This window comes from Pseudomonas sp. Tn43 (assembly GCF_014192635.1).
Lineage (GTDB): Bacteria > Pseudomonadota > Gammaproteobacteria > Pseudomonadales > Pseudomonadaceae > Aquipseudomonas.
Window position 1 is genome coordinate 182,051 of sequence record NZ_JACHYG010000005.1, and the last position, 17,022, is coordinate 199,072.

A 17,022-nucleotide genomic window follows, 5' to 3' on the forward strand; every position below is an offset into this window, starting at 1 on the left:
CAACACGTTTGTTGACTGACACACCGCTTTCGCGAGCAGGCTCGCTCCCACAGGTTTGAGTTGCGCTAGACATCAATCAGCACCTTCAAGAGGCTTGCGCGCGACCACATTGACCAGCCCTGGCTGCAACCGGCATCCAGCAATACCCAGTTGGCGGGCAATGGCGCGCTGAACAGGGCGCGCAAATCATTGATCGCCACCCGCAATACGTGATGCTGCCAGGTGTGGCTGCGCAGAAACCAGAACCCGAAACGGGTTTCTTCGACGTAGTTGTCGATCAAGTAACTCATGTCGGGCCCTGTGCGCACAGGTCTGAGATCATCCGCAGCCGGCGTTTGGGTTCGCTGACAAACGGGTTGCGTTCATCCCAGGCATAACCCGCGAGGATCGAGCTGATCATGCGGCGGATTTCCGCTGCGCCGCCCTGATAAAAAATCACATCCTGAAAGGTCCCGGCGTACCAGCCTTCGACGTAGCAACGGAAGGTGTCGACGCCGCGCTTGAGCGGTTCAGCGAATTCGGTCTGCCAGTTGACGCTTTCACCTTGCAGTTGGCGGTGCAGCACGGCGGCGGCCATGCTCGCCGAACGCATGGCGATGGTTACTCCGGAGGAGAACACCGGGTCGAGAAATTCCGCCGCGTTGCCCAACAGGGCGAAACCCGGGCCGTGCAGGGTTTTGACGTTGGCCGAATAGCCGCCGATGGTTCGCGCGGGCGTATCCCACACGGCATTGTTCAGCACACCGGCCAGGCTCGGCGTTTCAGCAATGAAACCGCGCAGGCAGTCGTCAAGGTTCTCGGCGCGGCCTGCGAAATGCTCGGCGGCCGCCACAACACCCACCGAGCAACGGCCGTTACTGAACGGTATGGTCCAGAACCAGATATCGCGCTGGGTCGGATGGGTGGTGATGAGGATCTTCTCCCGGTCGAAAGCCGGGCTGTCGATGCAATCTTCGACGTGGGTGAACACGGCCTGGCGCACCGGGAAATTCGACGGTGCTTCAAGGTCGAGCAAGCGCGGCAGCACGCGACCGTAGCCGCTGGCATCGAGCACGAAGTCGGCCTCGACGCGGTATTGGCTACCGTCTTCGCGCAGCACATCGAGCTGCGGTTTCTCCAGGCTGAAATCGGCGCTGACAATGGCTTCGCCATAACGGACATCGACACCTTGCAACTCAGCCTGATCGGCCAGCAACTTATCGAAGTCGGCGCGCTGGACCTGGAACGTCGTCGGCTTGCCTTTGGTGAATGTGTCGCCGAAATCGAAGGTGCTGTATTGCTCCCCCCAAGCGAACGCTGCACCGTTTTTGCGCTGGAAACCAGCGGCATTTACCGCCTCGAGCATGCCCGCTTCTTCGACGAAATCCAGGCAGTGGGACAGCAGGCTTTCACCGATGGAAAACCGTGGGAAATGCTGGCGCTCGATCATCAGCACATCATGACCTTTACGCTTGAGCAGCGCGGCGACGATGGCGCCCGAGGGGCCGGCGCCGATGACCAGTACCTGACGACGTTCCATTTCAACTGTTGGCACGGGTGCTCCTTGCCGGGGCGGCGATGTTCAAAGGGATTCGGTGCATGCCGGCGAGCGCCGGCAGCAGGGTTGCGATCAGGCCCATCAACATCAGCGCAAAATACAGCGCCGGGCTGATGAGCTGTTGTTGCAGCAGCAGGTTGAGAAAGACAATCTCGCTCAAACCGCGAATATTCAGTAAAAGGCTTTCCCGCCAGCGGCTGGCACCTTCAAACGAGGCGCCGGCCCAGCCGAGGCCCAGCCAGTTGCCCAACAGTTTGCTGGCGATCGGCAATAGCAGAAGTGCGGCCAGTTGCACGCCGCTGAGACTGTCGATGGCGCTGTGCACGTTGATCTGCACGATGCCGAACGTGAGGATCAGCGGGATGGCGATCCAGGTCTGCAAACGGCTCATCCACGCCGCCGACAATGGCAGCACCAATGGCACCTTGAGCGCGGCCATGCACAGCAGATAGCCGATGCCGAAAATCAGCGCATTGAGTTTGAAGTGTTCGGCGACCACCAGCAGCGCGAAGAAGCCGCCGCTGTGCAGCAACGGTTGGCGTAATCCGAGCAGGCGCAACAGCAATGGCAGGCAGGCGCCGGCGAGCGGCAGCAAGAGGCTGCTCAGGTGCAGGGTACCCTGGGCGAACGCAAACAGGGTCCAGCAGGTCAGGTCGATCAGGATCGCGGCTTGCACCAGTCGCCGGGTGGCGGCGGGCGGGTAGTTGATGTGTCGCAGGTACAGATACAACACCGGAATGGCGGTGATGGCGAACAGCAGACCGACCGCCAGCGAGCTGATCCACGGCTGCGGCGGCAACAGCCAGAACGCTGTCGCTAGCCCGCCGGCAAACGGAATACAGAAACTCGGCAGGGCGATTTTCAGGCTCTGGCGTTCCAGGCGCAGGTCGATCACATCGCTGAGAATGTGCCCCAGCAGCAAGGCAAAGCTCAGGCTGTAGAGGTTCTCCAGCCAGCCCGGCGAGATCAGGTCGACGCCGCTGAGGTGCCAGCCCGGTTCGATCCACAAGTACATCAACAACGGCAGGCCGAAGGTCGCCAGCAGCAACTGGCTGACGATCGGAATCAGACCGAAATGACGACCGATACGAGTGGCCACGGCGAACAACACCAGGGCCATCATCCAGAACGCCGCGACCATCATGCTGCCGGCTCCACGACCGGGGCAGCATGCACTTGGCGTCCGGCCCATGGCGCAAGAATGAAACTGAACGCCAGGCCCAGGCTCACCGACAGGCCGAAGTTGCTCACCGCCGGCGTGCTGGACACCGCCAGCAGGCCGAACGACAGCCAAGTGGTCACCGCTGCCAGCAGGGTGCCCAGCAGACTCGCCGCAGCACCACCGATCTGTTCGCGCATGAGAATCGCGTAATCGACGCTGATGGCCGTCACCAGCAGCAGGCCGAACAGGCTGAACAGCGTCAGCGGCTGACCGAGCCAACCGAGGCTTGCCAGGCTGCACAGAGCCGCCAGCAACGGCAGGGAGACGATTCGCAACGCACCACCGAAACCGAATGGCAGGATCAGCACCAGCACGATCAACACGCAGGAGGCGAGTTTCAATTCAGCGGCGCTGATTTGAGTGGCGGCGAAAACCTGGTTCAGTTCGCCGAGGCGGTCCACCAGTTCCACGCCCGGCAAGTCCAGCGCCTGAATCCGCAACAGCGTGGGATTGTTCAAGCCTTGCAGGCTGACCATCGCCGCCACGCCGTCTTCGGTCGGCCCCAGCCACAGTGTGCGGTAGGGCTCGGCCAATGGACCGGCCAATGCTGCGTCGATGTCTTCGACAGGCAGCGCCTGCAACGTTGCCAGCTCGGCCTGCAACGCGGCGACCGGCACACCAAGGGCGAGTAACGGTTGCCAGAACTGCGGCAGCTTGCTCAGTGCTTCACGCACTTTGCGCTGCTCGCTCGGTTGGCTGACCAGTTGATTGAGCGACAGATAGCCCTGAAGTTTATCCAGATTGACCAACTGATCCAGGCGCTCGCTCAGTGCCGTCAGCCGTTCGAGCAACGCCTGCTGATTGGCCGCGCGCACCAGGAAAAACTGGCTGGTAGGTTGATAGCCGGTGATGCGGGCGATGGTCTGCGCTTCGTCAGTCAGTTGCTGCGGTGTGCCGACCCATTGGCGAATGTCGTTTTTGCTCTGCAACTGCAACAGACCGCCGACACAGAAGGCGATCAGCAGGGCCAGCAGGACCGGCGTGCGCAAGTATTTGAGCAGCGACTCACGCAGCTCCAGTAACTTTTCGGCGATGCGCATCGGCCATTGCGCCGGCTGCAGAACCACGCCCTTGAGCAGCGCCGGCAACAGGCACACTGCCGACAGATAGGCGCCCACCAGGCCGGCAGCGGAGAACACGGCAATTTGGGTCAGGGCCGGAAACGGCGTCCAGGCCAGGGCCAGGTAGCCGATGCAACTGGTGATCAGGCTCAGCGTCAGCCCCGGCAAAGTCAGACGTAACGCCGGCCAGCTGTGCCAGGGTTTCAGGCTCCAGCTTTTGGACAGGTAATGCAGTGGGTAATCCACTGCCACACCGATCAGGCTTGAGCCCAGCACCAGCGTCATCACATGCATATGGCCGAACAGCGCCACGCAGGCCACCGCACCGAACAACATGCCCACCAGCACCGGGACGAATGCCAGCAGCACCCTCCAGCGCCGGAAGGCCAGCAACAGCAGCAACACAATCCCGACTGTGGCGCCGCCGCCGACCCAGGTCATTTCGCGCGCGGCTTGCCGTTGACCGCTGGCGGCATACAGCAGGCCACTGGCGGCGAGCAGTTGCACATCGGCCCGGGCCGCTTCTTCGCGACTGTGCTGCAGCAGGTCGGCCACTTGCAGCGGCAAGTCCATGTCGAACGCGTTGCCGGCGGTTCGTGCCCGCAGCATCACCCAACTCTTGCCGTCGGCATCGGCAACCAGCGTACCGCTGCCGATGTCCAGTTGCACCGAGCCGTGTTGTGGCTGGCTGTTCTGGATGCGCCCGGTCAGGCCGAGCCAGTCGTCCTGGCTCGGCACCAGGCTGAAGCCGGTGAACGGGTCGAACAGGGCTTGTACCCGTTGCTGGATAAAGGCGTCAGGGTGCTCGATGAGTTGCTGCCGGTCGGCAGCGGGCAGCATCGCCAGTCGACCTTGCAGCAATTGGCTGCGCAAGGCGGGCAAGTCGGCTTGCAGGGTCCACTGGACCTTTTCGAAGACGCCGCTGGCCTGCCATTGCTCGCCGAGTTTTTGCGCCATGGCGATGGCTTGCTGGCGGTCTTTATGGCCGACCAGTACCAGCATTTCCCGGTTCAGCGGTTCTTGCATGCGCTGTTCGGCACGCAGTTGCAACGCGTCCGGCACGGTGCCTGGTACCAGTTCCATCAGGTTGGCCGACAGCGGTGCACCATCACGCCATTGCCAGCCGGCGAGCGCGAGCACCGCCAGCAGCAGGATCAGAAACAGCCGCGGGAGCATCCGTTCACTCGGCAAAGTCATGTTGCTCCGCATCGCTCAAGGGTTGTGCGCTGGTGCTGTCCTGCATGCGCAACAGGGTTCGGTCGCCCTGGGTTTCGAGCAGCTCGATGCTGTGCACCAGTTCGCCGCCATCAATGTTGATCTGATTGAACACCTGCTTGAGCAGCATCGAGCGCGGGATCAGGGTCAGTTTCCAGCGCTGTGCGTCGCCGCTCAGCGAAAGCTCGAAATCCCGTTGCAGGCCACTGCTGTCGCCTTGCAGCACCGCGAGGAACAAGCGGTTCTGTTCGGCACCGGCGCTCTTGTTCGGCAGCATTTGCCAGCCGCTGGCATCACGCCGGGCAATGCCTTTGTCGCTGATGCGATAGTCCTGTTGCAGCGGCGTTTTCAGTAGCCAGAGCAAACCATGGTTTTTTGCCAGAACGAAGGTGCCCTTGCTGGTCAGCGGCTGGGGCAGAGCGCGCAGGTGTTTTTCCTGGACGAAGCTACCGTGGATCACATCGGGTTTGGCCAGTTGATCGCTGAGCTGTTGCAGATCGAAGGCCTGCGCCAGTGAAGTAAAACCCAGCGCCAACACAAACATGTAGCAGCTGCCGAGCCCGCGAGGCTGCGTCCGGCGGCGAAGCCGTCGTAAGACCTGCGCATGCGGTGCTTCAGGGAAATCGCAGGGCGACCGCTGCGCAGTCCAACGCAGGCTTCGCCAGCTGCTACAGAGGGTTTTCAGCAGTTTCATGGCAACATCCTTTCAACCGCGTCGGTGAACACCTTCGGCGAAGCCAGCTGCATTTCGCGGCTGCTCATGTCGACGGCGACCTGCACCGAACAGGCGCGGGTCAGGCGTTCGCCGGTGGCCAGATCGCTGATCAGGTAATTGATCTTCAGGCGGTTTTGCCACTCCACCAGGTTGGCGCGCACATTCAGCTTCTGGCCGAACACCGCGCCGCGCACATAGCGCAGTTGCAAATCGATCACCGGCCAGGCGTAACCCGACGCCACCATGGCGTCGTAGTTGTGGCCGATCTTGTCCAGCAGCGCACAGCGGGCGACTTCCAGGTATTTGACGTAATGGCCGTGCCAGACCACGTTCATGGTGTCGACGTCAAAGAACGGTACGAGGATTTCCGTGTCAGTGTGCAGCACTCCCTTGCTACGCATGCAGCCTCCAGTGTTGTTCGGCGATACGTTGCAGGCACAGGCGCAATTCGCCTTCCAGGGCACGGTCTTCGATGACCGGCGGGAAGTCCTTGGCCAACTCTTCGTGCATTGCAGCCAGGGCCGGTGGCAGTGGCCGCGCGTCTTCAGCCTGGCCACGTAGCCAGACGCCTTGGTTGGCGGCCAGCAGCGTGGCGGCGGCGACCTGCTCGGTCAGCTCCAGTACGCGGATGGCGTCGCGGGCGGCGATGGTGCCCATGCTGACTTTGTCCTGGTTATGGCACTCGGTGGAGCGCGAGAAGACGCTGGCCGGCAGGGTGTTTTTCAGGGCTTCGGCGGTCCAGGCGCTGGTGCCGATCTGCACCGCCTTGAAGCCATGGTTGAGCATCGCCCGGTCGGCGCTGGCACCAGACAGGTTGCTCGGCAAGCCATGGTTGTAACGCTCGTCCACCAGCAACGCGAGCTGGCGGTCGAGCAAGTCGGCAACGTTGGCCACCAGGTTTTTCAGACTGTCCATGGCGAAGGCAATATGGCCGCCGTAGAAGTGCCCGCCGTGCAGCACGCGTTCGGCTTCGGCGTCGATGATCGGGTTGTCGTTGGCGCTGTTGAGTTCGATCTCGATGAACGAGCGCAGCCAGTTCAGGCTGTCGGCCAATACACCGAGCACGTGCGGCGCACAACGCAGGGAATAACGGTCTTGCAGGCGATGCAGCGGCGCGGTCGGTGCATTGATTGCAAGATCCTTGCGCAACCAGGCGGCGACTTGCATCTGCCCCGGATGGGGTTTGGCGGCGAACAGACGCTCGTCGAAGTGTTCCGGGTTGCCCTGCAACGCGACCACGTTCAGCGCGGTAATGCGCGTGGCCAGTTGCAACAGGTAATCGGCGCGGGCATAAGCCAGGCAGGCGAGGCCGGTCATCACCGCGGTGCCGTTCATCAGCGCCAGCGCTTCTTTGGGGCGCAATACCAGCGGCTCCCAGCCCAGCTCGCTGTGCACATCGGCGGCTTGTCGACGCTCACCGCGAAACATCACTTCGCGCTCGCCGGACAAGGTCGCGGCGACGTAGGACAGCGGCGTCAGATCACCGCTGGCGCCCACCGAACCTTCTTCCGGAATCAGCGGCAGGATGTCGTATTCGAGGAAGGCCTGCAGGCGCTCCAGCAGTTCCACGCGTACTCCGGAAACCCCTTGGCACAGCGACTGCAAACGCGCCGCCAGCACCGCCCGGGTGGCTTGGGCGTCGAGCAGTTTGCCCAGGCCGCAACCGTGGAAGGTATACAGATGACGCGGCAGGGCTTCGACGTGGTGCAGCGGTACCGCCACCACGCAGGAGTCGCCATAACCGGTGGTCACGCCATAGATCACGCCTTCCTTGTCCAACAGGGAATCAAGGAACTGCGGACCCTTGGCGATGCGCTGGCGAAACTCGGGATCGCCCTGCAATTGCGTCGGCACCCGACGGTTGGCCAGGGCCAGCACGTCTTCGATGCGCAAAGGGAGTTCGCCGAAGGTTACCGGCTCAAGCGTTGGCGTCGTCATCGGTCTTCCAGAAAGGGTAAAAGTTGAACCATTGTTGGGGCGCTTCGAGACAATAGTGACTCAGGCGTTCGGCGTAGCGGGAGGCCCACTGATGAATGACCTGTTCGCGGTCGCTGCGCTTCCAAACGATGGCGTCGGCGAACGGTTCGAGGGTCAGTCGGTAGTCGCCAGTGGGTTTCTTCAGGCACAGCATCAGGTTGATCGGGCATTTCAGCAGACCGGCCAGCAACCATGGACCCTGAGGAAACGCGGCTTGATGACCGAGAAAACCCACGCTCACGCTGCGCCCGCCATGCAATGGCACGCGGTCGCCGGCAATCGCCAGCCATTCGCCGCGCTCCAGGCGTTCATGCAGCTGCAGCATGATCACCGCGTCCAGCTCGCTGACCTGAATCAGGCGCAGATTGGTCGCCCCGGCTTCGCCCAGCAAGCGGTTGAATTGTTCGGCATGCTTGGTGTGCACCAGCACGTTCATGGTGACTTTCTCACCGATCTCGGCCAATGCCCGGCAGACCTCGAGATTGCCCAGGTGCGCGCCTACCAGCATTTGCCCGCGTGTGCCGCGCAGCTTATTGCGCAGCAGCGCCGGGTCGATGATCTCGATTTGGTCGATGCTCAGCTTACCGTTCCACACATCGAGTTTGTCGAGCATGGAATCGGCGAAGGCCATGAATTGGCCAAACACCCGCCAATGGGTCGGGCGCAGCTCGCTGCGACCGCTCCAGTCAGCGAGTCGCTGTTGGTATTGCCAGGCACTTTGGCGGGCACTGCGTCCGAACAGGAAAAAGTACAGCACGATGCCGTACAGCAACGGGCTGAGCAATCGGCGACCCAAGACTTTTGCGCATAGCGCGGTGAACTTCATCAGCCAGAAGCTGCCGCGCTCCTGACGATCGGCCCAATGCTGTTTGTCGGCGTTGTCGCTCATGCTCGCCACCGTCGCCAGAGGATTACCGGTGCGCGCAGCAACATGCCGAAGAACAGCCGGGTGTGCATGCTCGAAATCAATACGTTGTCGTGGAACAAGCGGAAATGCGAGACGCCATCCTGAGGGTAATGAACCCTGGTTCTCAGCCACTGCATCGGCTGATTACGCCAGGCCAGGCGCACCAGGATGTCGGAGTCGAAGTCCATGCGTTTACCGATCCTGGCCGAGTCGATCAGCGCCAGGGTCGGTGGCAATGGGTAGACACGGAAGCCGCACATCGAGTCGCGAATCTGCAATGACAGGGTGTTGATCCAGACCATCACATGGGTCAGGTAGCGGGCGTATAAACGGCCTTTCGGCACGCTGGCGTCGTATTGTGGATAACCGCAGATCATCGCGTCGGGGTGGGCGCGTGAATGTTCGATGAAGACTTTGACGTCTTGCAGGTCGTGCTGGCCGTCGGCGTCCACCTGCAAGGCGTGGCTGAAGCCCAGGCGCGAAGCTTCGCGCAAACCGGTCATTACCGCGCCGCCCTTGCCTTGATTGACGGTGAGCCTGATCAGGTAAACCCGGTCCCGCTGGGCCAGTCGGTCAAGCACCTTGGCGCAGGCCGGGCTGCTGGCATCATCCACCAGAATGCAGGGCAGGCCACTGGCAAGCAGGGCATCGACCACGGCGGTAATTGCCGTTTCGTGGTTGTAGACCGGGATTACGGCGCAGGGGTTATGCATGGTGGCTCATTCCCTCGCCCGTGTAGCAGCTGCCGAAGGCTGCGTTCGAGCGCGAAGCGGTCGTAAACCGGTATTGGAGATCTTTCAGAATAAACGTGGTAACCCAGATGCGAGCGCTTCGCACTCGAACGCAGCCTTCGGCAGCTGCTACAGCGGAACTCAACTTATCCACAGGCAGCCTCCAGCAAAATCCGCCCACTGGAGCAGGTGGCGGTTTCGTTGCGATAGGTGAAATACAATTTGCTGCGCGCCGAGTCGAAGCGCAGGTGCAACTGGATTTCATCACCGGGGCGTACCAGTTGCTGGAATTTCAGCACTTCCATGCCGGCGAATTTTGCCGGCAGATCCATCAGTCGCTGGCCCAGGCTCAATGCCCAATCCACCTGCACCACGCCGGGCAATACCGGCGCTCGGGGAAAGTGGCCGCTGAAATACGCCAGGTCTGGTGGAACGGCCAATTGCAGGCTCCATTCGCCATCGGTGTCGATTTGCTCCAGCACTTCCGGGGCCTTTGGACGGGGCGCCAGCAGCAAGGCTTCCACCTCGGCCTGGGGCAGTTTGCCTTGTGCGTTGAGCGGTAGCTGCCGCAACAAGCGCCAGCGGCGTGGCAGGGCCAGCGTTTCACAATGCTGACTCAGGTGCTGACGCAAGGCTTGAGTGAGGCTGCGTCGACCCTGATTGCGCAAGGCACGCAGGCCTCGTTCGCTGAGTACCAGCAGCGCCCCTAATGAAGCGCGATTTTCCTGAACCACGGCGAGGCGTGCTTCGGCGACCCAGCCGTGAGCCATCAGCGCTTGTTCGAGCATCGGTAGCGAAATACGTTTTTCTTCCAGTTTGACGATTCGGTCCAGCCGTCCCAACAGCTCGAAACGGCCGTCGGCGGCGATGCGCGCGGCATCGGCGGTGTGTTCGACATGGCCGGCTGGCAAATACGCTGAGGCGACAAGCAGGGCACCATCGTTGTCCTGGCTCAGCGCTACATCGGCGAAGGGTTGCCACAGATGCGGGCCCTGACGCCAGGCGATGCCGCCGGTTTCCGAGCTGCCGAAAATTTCTGTCGGCCATTGTTGCAGGCGCTCATGCAGGCATTGCGCTGCTTCGGCGGGCAACGCACCACCGGAGGAAAATACCCGGCGCACCGCGCTCAGCGCTGGCCAGTCGAGGTTGTCGCCCATGCGCTTGAGCAGCGCCGGGCTGGCGACCCAGGCGAAGGCCGGGTATTCGCGGCTGGCGCGCTGCAAATCTTCCGGGAAGGCCAATTGCTTGCGGACGAACGAGCGCCCGGCGCACAACGGCCACAGCACCCGAAACAGCAAGCCGTAGATGTGTTGAGTGGCGACGCTGCCAATGATGCAGGCCTCGCCCAGATCTGCGCCCCATAGATGCTCCAGCGCTTCGACTTCATTGGCCAATTGGCGCAGGGTTTTGTCGATACGCTTGGGTTCGCCACTGGAGCCGGAGGTGCACAGGCTCAGCTGACAGCGATCCAGATCCAGAGCACTGGCTGGCAGCGGTGCATGCCGATAATCGCTCAGGTGCGCATCCTCAGCCTGGTCGGTCAGCCACAGATCGACCTCGGTCGACCAGCGCTGGCGAGTTTGCGCTTGCAAGTCCGCGGGCAACAGTACGCTGACCCCGGCACGCCAGGCGCCGAGCAGGGCAATGGCCAGGTCGGCAGCGTCTTCAAGGTGCACGGCGATGCGCTGCACGCCTTGCGCTTGCAGGCCGGCAGCCAGGCTCAGGGCCTGTTCGCACAATTGCGCATGATTCAACGCAGGTTCGGCCGTCACGACATGGTCTGGCCGAGCCTTGAGCAACAGTTGCTCAAGTGTTATCCAATTCATGGGCGGCCTCTTACCCGTTGTCGTATCAGCCATTCAATGGCAAACATCAGGCCGATCAATCCATAGGAGATCAGGCCGGTGTACAACATCCACCAATTCAGCGGCGCCCAAAGGGTCAGGGCCGCGGCGCACAAGCCGTTGCAGAGAAAGAACACGCTCCAGGCAATCGTCACCCGGCGGGTGTAGCGAATGGCCTTGGCCGGTAATTCCGGCTCTCGCAGCCGGGCCAGGCGCTCGATCATCGGCGGGCCATATTTCAGGCTCAGCCCGAACAGCACCAGCATGAATGCGCTGATCAATACCGGGTACCAGCGCAGCAGCACCGGGCTGTCGAACAGCGCCAGCAACAGGCAGAATGCGATGGCGACCACGGCCATCCACAGGCTTTCAGGCCGCCGCTGGCCAGTCAGCGCCCGCGCCAGCCACAGGCTGCCCAGCAGCAGACCGAACTGCCACGGGGCAAAATGCGCCATGCCGAAATACACCGCAAAGGGGTACAAAAGGCCCGCCAGCAGCAGGCCGAGGCCGATCAGTCGGCTCATGCGGCGGGTTGAACCAGACGGTAGACCGCCTCGACCACGTCGCTGACGGTACGCACCGATTTGAATTCCTCGGCGGCGATTTTCTTGCCGGTCTGGCGTTTGATGTGATCGATCAGGTCGACCGCATCGATGCTGTCGATTTCCAGATCCTGATACAGATTGGACTCCAGACCGATGCGCTCGGGCTCCAGCTCAAAGAGTTCGACCAGAGCATCACGCAGGGTAATGAAAATATCGTCACGAGTTTGCATGGTCCGGTCTCAAGCTGCCTGCTTTGCGGTGACGAACGCCGCAAGGCTCGCCACGTTGGTGAAGTGATTACGGGTGTCCTTGGCGTCGGCATCGATTTTGATGCCGTACTTTTTCTGGATGGCCAGGCCGAGTTCCAGGGCGTCTACCGAGTCCAGGCCCAGGCCTTCGCCGAACAGCGTTTGTTCATCGCCAATATCATCGACGCTGATGTCTTCGAGGCCCAGGGCATCGATGATCAGTTCTTTTATCTCACGGTGCAGATCGCTCATCTTCGGCGAGCTCCTTAATAAAGTAATGGTGCAAATAGTCATTGAGCTTGCGCGAGGCCTGAGGCGCAGGCCCCTGCGTAGCGAAGGCCTGTGGGTCTATATCGGCCCCGACGCGAAAACTGAAGTGCACGCGGCGTTTGGGGATCCGATACCAGGGTTCGGCCTTGGTCAATGTGGTCGGGCTGACCTTGATGATCACCGGGGTGAGGATTCTCGCACCACGCAGGGCGATTGCCGCGCCCCCCCGATGAAAGGCCGGCGGTTTGCCGGGTTGAGTGCGGGTGCCCTCGGGAAAGATGATCAGGGTCTGACCGCTTTTCAGCGCATCGGCAGCGGCGTCGAGCATGTCCATGCTGCCATCGTTGCTGATGTAATCGGTGCGGCGTAGCGGGGCGCGGGTGAACGGGTTTTCCCAGAGGCTTTTCTTGACCACACAGTTGGAGTGGCCCACCAGGCCGATCAAAAATACGACATCGATCAACGAGGGGTGATTGGCAACGATCATCTGCCCTGGCCGCCCGAGTTTTTCCGCGCCCTGAATGTCATAAGTCAGCACGCCGGCGCGAGCCATGAACCGAATGAAAAACCAGAAACAGCGGCTCACTGTCTGTCGGGCGCGCCGACGATGGGCCTGGGCGTCTCCCGGCAGGCAACTCAGCAGTGGGAATACCACCACTCGCAGGCATAGCCCGCCCAACCCGAACAGGGTGAAGCTTGCGGCAGTGGCCAGCAGGCGCCAGTAATAGGCGTCGCGGTTTTTATCGGTCACAGGTTGCGTTGCCAGGTCCATACACGATTTTTCCAGGCATGTTGGCAGGTCGTTTGCTGGCCGAGCAGGGTACGCAACAGATTCAGGGCATGGGGCCAACGGGTTTTGGACAACGCTTGCGAGGTGCTGTTCAGCGACAGCTGCCACTGATTGCCAGGCGTAATCAACAGGCCCACCGCGTAGGGGAATGGCACATCGTCGATCCAGGCCGTGTAGGCCGCGGGCGGTTGCTCCTCCGTCACTATCAGCAGTACCGCGGGTGCGCCTTCCTCGAGCAGCGCCGCCGCTTCCAGCATGCCGTGTTCAAGGCCATCTCCCGCCGCGGCGAGGGCGGTCATTTCGCTGGTTTCGCCACGCATGATCGACCACAGGCCGATCACCGCATTGTGCACCGACAGGCTGAACTGAGTGGGCGACAACGGTTGATCCGTCGCCAGATCGCTGAGAATGTCGAAGGTGCGCGGGGTTTCGCCATGGCGGGAAATAAAGATCAACGGTAGGTCCTGGCGACCATCGGCCAAAGGCCAGCCGACACTGAACGCCATCCGCGCCAGACGGCTGAGGCGCCGACGCTGCATGGCCGGCAGAAACGATACGTCGGGAGCGACATCGCTGCGCTCGAGCACAACCGGTTGCCGGCTCCAGGCCTGCCAGTCATCCACGCTTTCAAGCCCGGGGGCCCACGCGCGCCATTGGGCGATGTTGAAGTTGATCACAGACATTCAATCCCGCCCCTGCAGGCTTTCTTTTGACGCGGTGAGCCGCTAAAAATCGCGGCAGACCTTACGTGGCGCTTAACGCCGAGTGGCGCGCATTATCCCGTTGCGACGGGTGTGTAGCAAATGCTGGTTACATTTTGTGCAACGAAATGTACCGTCTGGTTCGCGAAAAAAACTGTCGTTTGGCCATTATCCACGCGGCGTCGGACATGTCTGTCAGCTCCATCGGCGATCGATGGGTGAGTTGGCGGCGTTTTCCGACGGAAATTACCCATGATTGTGTAGTCCCGATGCCAGCGAGGTAGCTAAGCAGCGGCGTGGACCACTACACTCGGTCATTCTTTGATACACGGAGGTTTTGACATGCGGCGCGTGGTGTTCAATCAGAAAGGTGGCGTGGGCAAGTCAAGTATTGCCTGCAATCTGGCGGCGGTCAGCGCCAGCGAAGGCTATCGCACGCTGTTGGTGGATCTCGATGCCCAAGCCAACTCCACTCAATACCTGACGGGACTCACCGGTGACGATATCCCGATGGGGATCGCTGATTTCTTCAAGCAGACGCTGTCCTCCGGCCCGTTTTCGAAGAAAAACCAGGTCGATATCTACGAAACTCCGTTCGACAACCTTCACGTCGTTACCGCGACCGCCGAGCTGGCTGACTTGCAGCCCAAGCTTGAGGCCAAGCACAAGATCAACAAGCTGAGAAAATTGCTCGAGGAACTGGACGGCGATTACGACCGAATCTACCTCGATACACCGCCAGCGCTGAATTTCTATGCTGTCTCGGCGTTGATCGCTGCTGATCGGGTGTTGATCCCCTTTGATTGCGACAGTTTCTCCCGTCAGGCGCTGTATGGCCTGCTGGCGGAAATCGAAGAATTGAAGGAAGACCACAACGAAGGGCTGGAGGTTGAAGGCATTGTCGTCAACCAGTTCCAGGCCCGCGCCAGTTTGCCTCAGCAAATCCTCGACGAACTGATCGCCGAAGGGCTGCCCGTATTGCCGGTGTACCTGGCCAGTTCAGTGCGGATGCGCGAATCCCATCAGGCCAACACGCCGCTGATCCATCTCGACCCGCGGCACAAACTGACTCTGCAGTTCGTCGACCTGCACAACTTGCTGGAAAACTGAAAAGCAAAAGATCGCAGCCTTCGGCAGCTCCTACGGGATTGGCTGAACGCCGATTTAGAAGCTGCGAAGGCTGCGATCTTTTTCAGGCTGCTATCAGATCCCCTGACTACGCAACCAGCTCATCAATTGCGGTAACGGGAAGGCCCCGCTCTGGCGAGCCACTTCCCGGCCGTTCTTGAACAGAATCAGGCTCGGGATCGAGCGAATCCCCAGCTGCGCCGACAACTGCTGATTCGCCTCGCTGTCCAGCTTGGCCAACCGACACTTGCCTGCCAACTGCCCCGCCGCCTGCTCGAACACTGGCGCAAACGACTTGCATGGCCCGCACCAGTCCGCCCACACATCCACCAGCAATGGCAGATCGCCCTTGATCTGACTGGCGTAATCGCCTTGTTTCAATTCGAACGGTTTGTTCAGCAAGACCTCGGCCTTGCAGCGACCGCATTTTGGATGATCGTTGAGGCGCTCGGCGGGGATGCGGTTCAGACCGTTGCAGTGGGGGCAGGGGATGAGGAGTGGGTCGGTCATGATTGGCTCTCAGTTGGGCAGTCTATGGAGCTGATCTGGAGTTGAAGGTGGTCTTTATCAAGGAGATAGGTTTTAGACCACTATCTTATTCGGTTGCGAAAAGGGCCTATCTGCACTCACGACGAACAACTGATCTCCAGATGCTTGCCCCATTCCGGCGGCCGCTCGGCATAACGCTCCATTCCAGGCTGCTCCTCGAACGGATTGCTCAGCACCGCGTGCAAGCGGCGAACTTCCGAGTAGTCGCCGCTCTCTGCCGCATCGATGGCGTTCTGCGCCAGGTAATTGCGCAGGATGTACAGCGGATTCACCGCATGCATGCGCTTGCGGCGCTGTTCCTGGTCAACCACACCTTCACGGGCAACCCGGGCGATGTAGAGTTCGCCCCACGCATCGAAACCCTTGAGGTCGACGAAGTCATCGCGCAAGCAGGCGATGGCCCGTTCGGGTGATTCATCGCCGAGGCGGCGGAAGAACAGGCTGTAATCGACGCCGCTGTTCTGCATCAATTGCAGCAGGTGTTCCAGCAATTTCTGGTCGTCGTCTTCGGCAGTGGTCAAGCCAAGGCGACGGCGCATCAGGTCCAGGTAGTGGGCCTGGAACAGTGGCAGGTACAGGCCGAGGGTTTCGCGCAGGGCTTCGACGCTGATGAACGGCGTCAAGGCCTGGGCGAGGGCGCTGAGGTTCCACTGGCCAATGGGTACCTGATTGCTGAAAGAATAGCGGCCCTGATCATCGGAGTGATTGCAGATGAAGTGGGCATCGAAGTCGTCGAGAAAGGCAAACGGGCCGAAGTCGAAGGTAATACCCAGGATCGACATGTTGTCGGTGTTCATCACGCCGTGGCAGAACCCGTAGGCCTGCCATTTGGCGATCAGTTCGGCATTGCGCTCGACGATTTCGCGGAACATCGCCAGATACGGTTCCGGCTGTTCCAGGCAATGGGGGAAATGCATGGCCAGCACATGGTCGCCAAGTTCTTTCTGTTGCTCGGGACGCTTGGTGTAGTAGAAAAATTCGAAATGCCCGAAACGTACATGGCTCGGCGCCAGACGCAGGAGCATGGCCGCGCGTTCCTGTTTCTCGCGCCAGACCGGTGTGTCGGAGCCGATCACGCACAGCGCGCGAGTGGTGGGAATGTTCAGCGCATGCAGGGCTTCGGAGGCGAGAAATTCGCGGATCGAGGACCGCAACACCGCCCGTCCATCGCCCATGCGTGAATAGGGCGTCTGGCCGGCACCCTTGAGGTGCAGGTCCCAATGCTCGCCGGCTTCGTTGTAGACCTCGCCCAGTAACAAGCCGCGACCGTCGCCCAGCTGCGGGTTGTAAAAGCCGAACTGATGCCCGGAATAGACCATCGCCCGCGGCTCGGCCTCGGCCCAGAGCTTGTGACCACTGAACAGCTCAGCGAACACCGGTGTGTGGGCCTCGGCCGGGTCCAGGTCCAGCAGCGCCATGGCGGCGGGGCTGGCAACCACCAGTCGCGGAGCGGCGATGGGCTCGGGCAGCACATGGGTTGAGAACGCATCGCCCAGGCGGGCGAAGCGATTGTCGAAGGTCAGTTCGTCGAGGGCTTTCAACGGCCATCTCCAGCAGAATGTCCGAGCATTCTGCTAGGGAT

17 protein-coding genes and 1 pseudogene are annotated in these 17,022 nt (G+C 61.2%); 1 reads left to right on the forward strand and 17 read right to left on the reverse strand.

The annotated features are described in order from the left end of the window. Window positions 1-110 precede the first annotated feature (110 nt). From FHW68_RS15350 to FHW68_RS15420, 15 genes and pseudogenes are all read right to left on the reverse strand, one after another. Window positions 111-290, reverse strand: a pseudogene (locus FHW68_RS15350) (SAM-dependent methyltransferase); the annotation flags it as partial. After that, on the reverse strand, window positions 287-1,534 hold the full coding sequence (locus tag FHW68_RS15355; protein WP_183681109.1) for an NAD(P)/FAD-dependent oxidoreductase: 1,248 nt from the start codon (window positions 1,532-1,534) through the stop codon (window positions 287-289). The pseudogene FHW68_RS15350 and the gene FHW68_RS15355, both read right to left, overlap by 4 nt. After that, on the reverse strand, window positions 1,521-2,681 hold the full coding sequence (locus tag FHW68_RS15360; protein ID WP_183681111.1) for a sodium:proton antiporter: 1,161 nt from the start codon (window positions 2,679-2,681) through the stop codon (window positions 1,521-1,523). Before FHW68_RS15360 ends, FHW68_RS15355 begins: the two co-directional genes overlap by 14 nt. Continuing rightward, the gene (locus FHW68_RS15365) at window positions 2,678-5,017 is read right to left on the reverse strand and encodes an MMPL family transporter (protein WP_183681113.1); all 2,340 of its coding nucleotides are present in this window, start codon (window positions 5,015-5,017) and stop codon (window positions 2,678-2,680) included. The genes FHW68_RS15360 and FHW68_RS15365 overlap by 4 nt, the downstream gene beginning before the upstream one ends. After that, the gene (locus FHW68_RS15370) at window positions 5,001-5,579 is read right to left on the reverse strand and encodes an outer membrane lipoprotein carrier protein LolA (protein WP_095633524.1); all 579 of its coding nucleotides are present in this window, start codon (window positions 5,577-5,579) and stop codon (window positions 5,001-5,003) included. Before FHW68_RS15370 ends, FHW68_RS15365 begins: the two co-directional genes overlap by 17 nt. A gap of 146 nt (window positions 5,580-5,725) precedes the next feature. After that, window positions 5,726-6,151, reverse strand: coding sequence for a thioesterase family protein (locus FHW68_RS15375; protein WP_183681115.1), 426 nt, complete (start codon window positions 6,149-6,151; stop codon window positions 5,726-5,728). Next, window positions 6,144-7,688 (reverse strand): histidine ammonia-lyase, encoded by a 1,545-nt coding sequence (gene hutH / locus FHW68_RS15380; RefSeq protein ID WP_095633501.1) that lies wholly within the window; start codon window positions 7,686-7,688, stop codon window positions 6,144-6,146. Before hutH ends, FHW68_RS15375 begins: the two co-directional genes overlap by 8 nt. Continuing rightward, window positions 7,669-8,616 (reverse strand): glycosyl transferase, encoded by a 948-nt coding sequence (locus FHW68_RS15385; RefSeq protein WP_095633502.1) that lies wholly within the window; start codon window positions 8,614-8,616, stop codon window positions 7,669-7,671. The genes hutH and FHW68_RS15385 overlap by 20 nt, the downstream gene beginning before the upstream one ends. Next, complete coding sequence (locus FHW68_RS15390; protein WP_095633503.1) at window positions 8,613-9,347, reverse strand: glycosyltransferase family 2 protein; 735 nt, start codon at window positions 9,345-9,347, stop codon at window positions 8,613-8,615. The genes FHW68_RS15385 and FHW68_RS15390 overlap by 4 nt, the downstream gene beginning before the upstream one ends. A 164-nt stretch (window positions 9,348-9,511) precedes the next feature. Next, the gene (locus FHW68_RS15395; RefSeq protein ID WP_183681117.1) at window positions 9,512-11,191 is read right to left on the reverse strand and encodes an acyl-CoA synthetase family protein; all 1,680 of its coding nucleotides are present in this window, start codon (window positions 11,189-11,191) and stop codon (window positions 9,512-9,514) included. After that, window positions 11,188-11,733, reverse strand: a complete 546-nt coding sequence (locus FHW68_RS15400) for a hypothetical protein (protein ID WP_095633505.1) — start codon at window positions 11,731-11,733, stop codon at window positions 11,188-11,190. The genes FHW68_RS15395 and FHW68_RS15400 overlap by 4 nt, the downstream gene beginning before the upstream one ends. Then, complete coding sequence (locus tag FHW68_RS15405) at window positions 11,730-11,984, reverse strand: acyl carrier protein (RefSeq protein WP_183681119.1); 255 nt, start codon at window positions 11,982-11,984, stop codon at window positions 11,730-11,732. The genes FHW68_RS15400 and FHW68_RS15405 overlap by 4 nt, the downstream gene beginning before the upstream one ends. A 9-nt stretch (window positions 11,985-11,993) precedes the next feature. Then, window positions 11,994-12,254: a phosphopantetheine-binding protein gene (locus tag FHW68_RS15410; RefSeq protein WP_095633506.1), complete on the reverse strand. Its 261-nt coding sequence runs from the start codon at window positions 12,252-12,254 to the stop codon at window positions 11,994-11,996. Next, complete coding sequence (locus FHW68_RS15415; protein WP_095633507.1) at window positions 12,235-13,044, reverse strand: 1-acyl-sn-glycerol-3-phosphate acyltransferase; 810 nt, start codon at window positions 13,042-13,044, stop codon at window positions 12,235-12,237. The genes FHW68_RS15410 and FHW68_RS15415 overlap by 20 nt, the downstream gene beginning before the upstream one ends. Beyond that, window positions 13,020-13,745, reverse strand: a complete 726-nt coding sequence (locus FHW68_RS15420; protein ID WP_183681121.1) for a beta-ketoacyl synthase chain length factor — start codon at window positions 13,743-13,745, stop codon at window positions 13,020-13,022. Before FHW68_RS15420 ends, FHW68_RS15415 begins: the two co-directional genes overlap by 25 nt. 360 nt (window positions 13,746-14,105) lie before the next feature. Here FHW68_RS15420 and FHW68_RS15425 point away from each other — a divergent pair, with 360 nt between their 5' ends. Continuing rightward, entirely contained in the window at window positions 14,106-14,873 is a 768-nt protein-coding gene (locus FHW68_RS15425; RefSeq protein WP_095633509.1) for a ParA family protein, read from the forward strand. 93 nt (window positions 14,874-14,966) lie between these two features. Here FHW68_RS15425 and trxC read toward each other — a convergent pair whose 3' ends face one another. Continuing rightward, complete coding sequence (gene trxC, locus FHW68_RS15430; RefSeq protein WP_030129872.1) at window positions 14,967-15,401, reverse strand: thioredoxin TrxC; 435 nt, start codon at window positions 15,399-15,401, stop codon at window positions 14,967-14,969. Window positions 15,402-15,517: 116 nt separating this feature from the next. After that, window positions 15,518-16,981: a protein adenylyltransferase SelO gene (selO, locus tag FHW68_RS15435; protein ID WP_183681123.1), complete on the reverse strand. Its 1,464-nt coding sequence runs from the start codon at window positions 16,979-16,981 to the stop codon at window positions 15,518-15,520. Window positions 16,982-17,022 lie beyond the last annotated feature (41 nt).

What these genes read in the sequence shown, in the direction of transcription:
- FHW68_RS15360 (WP_183681111.1), bottom strand. Translation starts at nt 2,681, where the DNA reads ATGATGGTCGCGGCGTTCTGGATGATGGCCCTGGTGTTGTTCGCCGTG.
- FHW68_RS15365 (WP_183681113.1), bottom strand. Translation starts at nt 5,017, where the DNA reads ATGACTTTGCCGAGTGAACGGATGCTCCCGCGGCTGTTTCTGATCCTG.
- FHW68_RS15370 (WP_095633524.1), bottom strand. Translation starts at nt 5,579, where the DNA reads ATGTTTGTGTTGGCGCTGGGTTTTACTTCACTGGCGCAGGCCTTCGAT.
- FHW68_RS15375 (WP_183681115.1), bottom strand. Translation starts at nt 6,151, where the DNA reads ATGCGTAGCAAGGGAGTGCTGCACACTGACACGGAAATCCTCGTACCG.
- hutH (WP_095633501.1), bottom strand. Translation starts at nt 7,688, where the DNA reads ATGACGACGCCAACGCTTGAGCCGGTAACCTTCGGCGAACTCCCTTTG.
- FHW68_RS15385 (WP_095633502.1), bottom strand. Translation starts at nt 8,616, where the DNA reads ATGAGCGACAACGCCGACAAACAGCATTGGGCCGATCGTCAGGAGCGC.
- FHW68_RS15390 (WP_095633503.1), bottom strand. Translation starts at nt 9,347, where the DNA reads ATGCATAACCCCTGCGCCGTAATCCCGGTCTACAACCACGAAACGGCA.
- FHW68_RS15395 (WP_183681117.1), bottom strand. Translation starts at nt 11,191, where the DNA reads ATGAATTGGATAACACTTGAGCAACTGTTGCTCAAGGCTCGGCCAGAC.
- FHW68_RS15400 (WP_095633505.1), bottom strand. Translation starts at nt 11,733, where the DNA reads ATGAGCCGACTGATCGGCCTCGGCCTGCTGCTGGCGGGCCTTTTGTAC.
- FHW68_RS15405 (WP_183681119.1), bottom strand. Translation starts at nt 11,984, where the DNA reads ATGCAAACTCGTGACGATATTTTCATTACCCTGCGTGATGCTCTGGTC.
- FHW68_RS15410 (WP_095633506.1), bottom strand. Translation starts at nt 12,254, where the DNA reads ATGAGCGATCTGCACCGTGAGATAAAAGAACTGATCATCGATGCCCTG.
- FHW68_RS15415 (WP_095633507.1), bottom strand. Translation starts at nt 13,044, where the DNA reads ATGGACCTGGCAACGCAACCTGTGACCGATAAAAACCGCGACGCCTAT.
- FHW68_RS15420 (WP_183681121.1), bottom strand. Translation starts at nt 13,745, where the DNA reads ATGTCTGTGATCAACTTCAACATCGCCCAATGGCGCGCGTGGGCCCCC.
- FHW68_RS15425 (WP_095633509.1), top strand. Translation starts at nt 14,106, where the DNA reads ATGCGGCGCGTGGTGTTCAATCAGAAAGGTGGCGTGGGCAAGTCAAGT.
- trxC (WP_030129872.1), bottom strand. Translation starts at nt 15,401, where the DNA reads ATGACCGACCCACTCCTCATCCCCTGCCCCCACTGCAACGGTCTGAAC.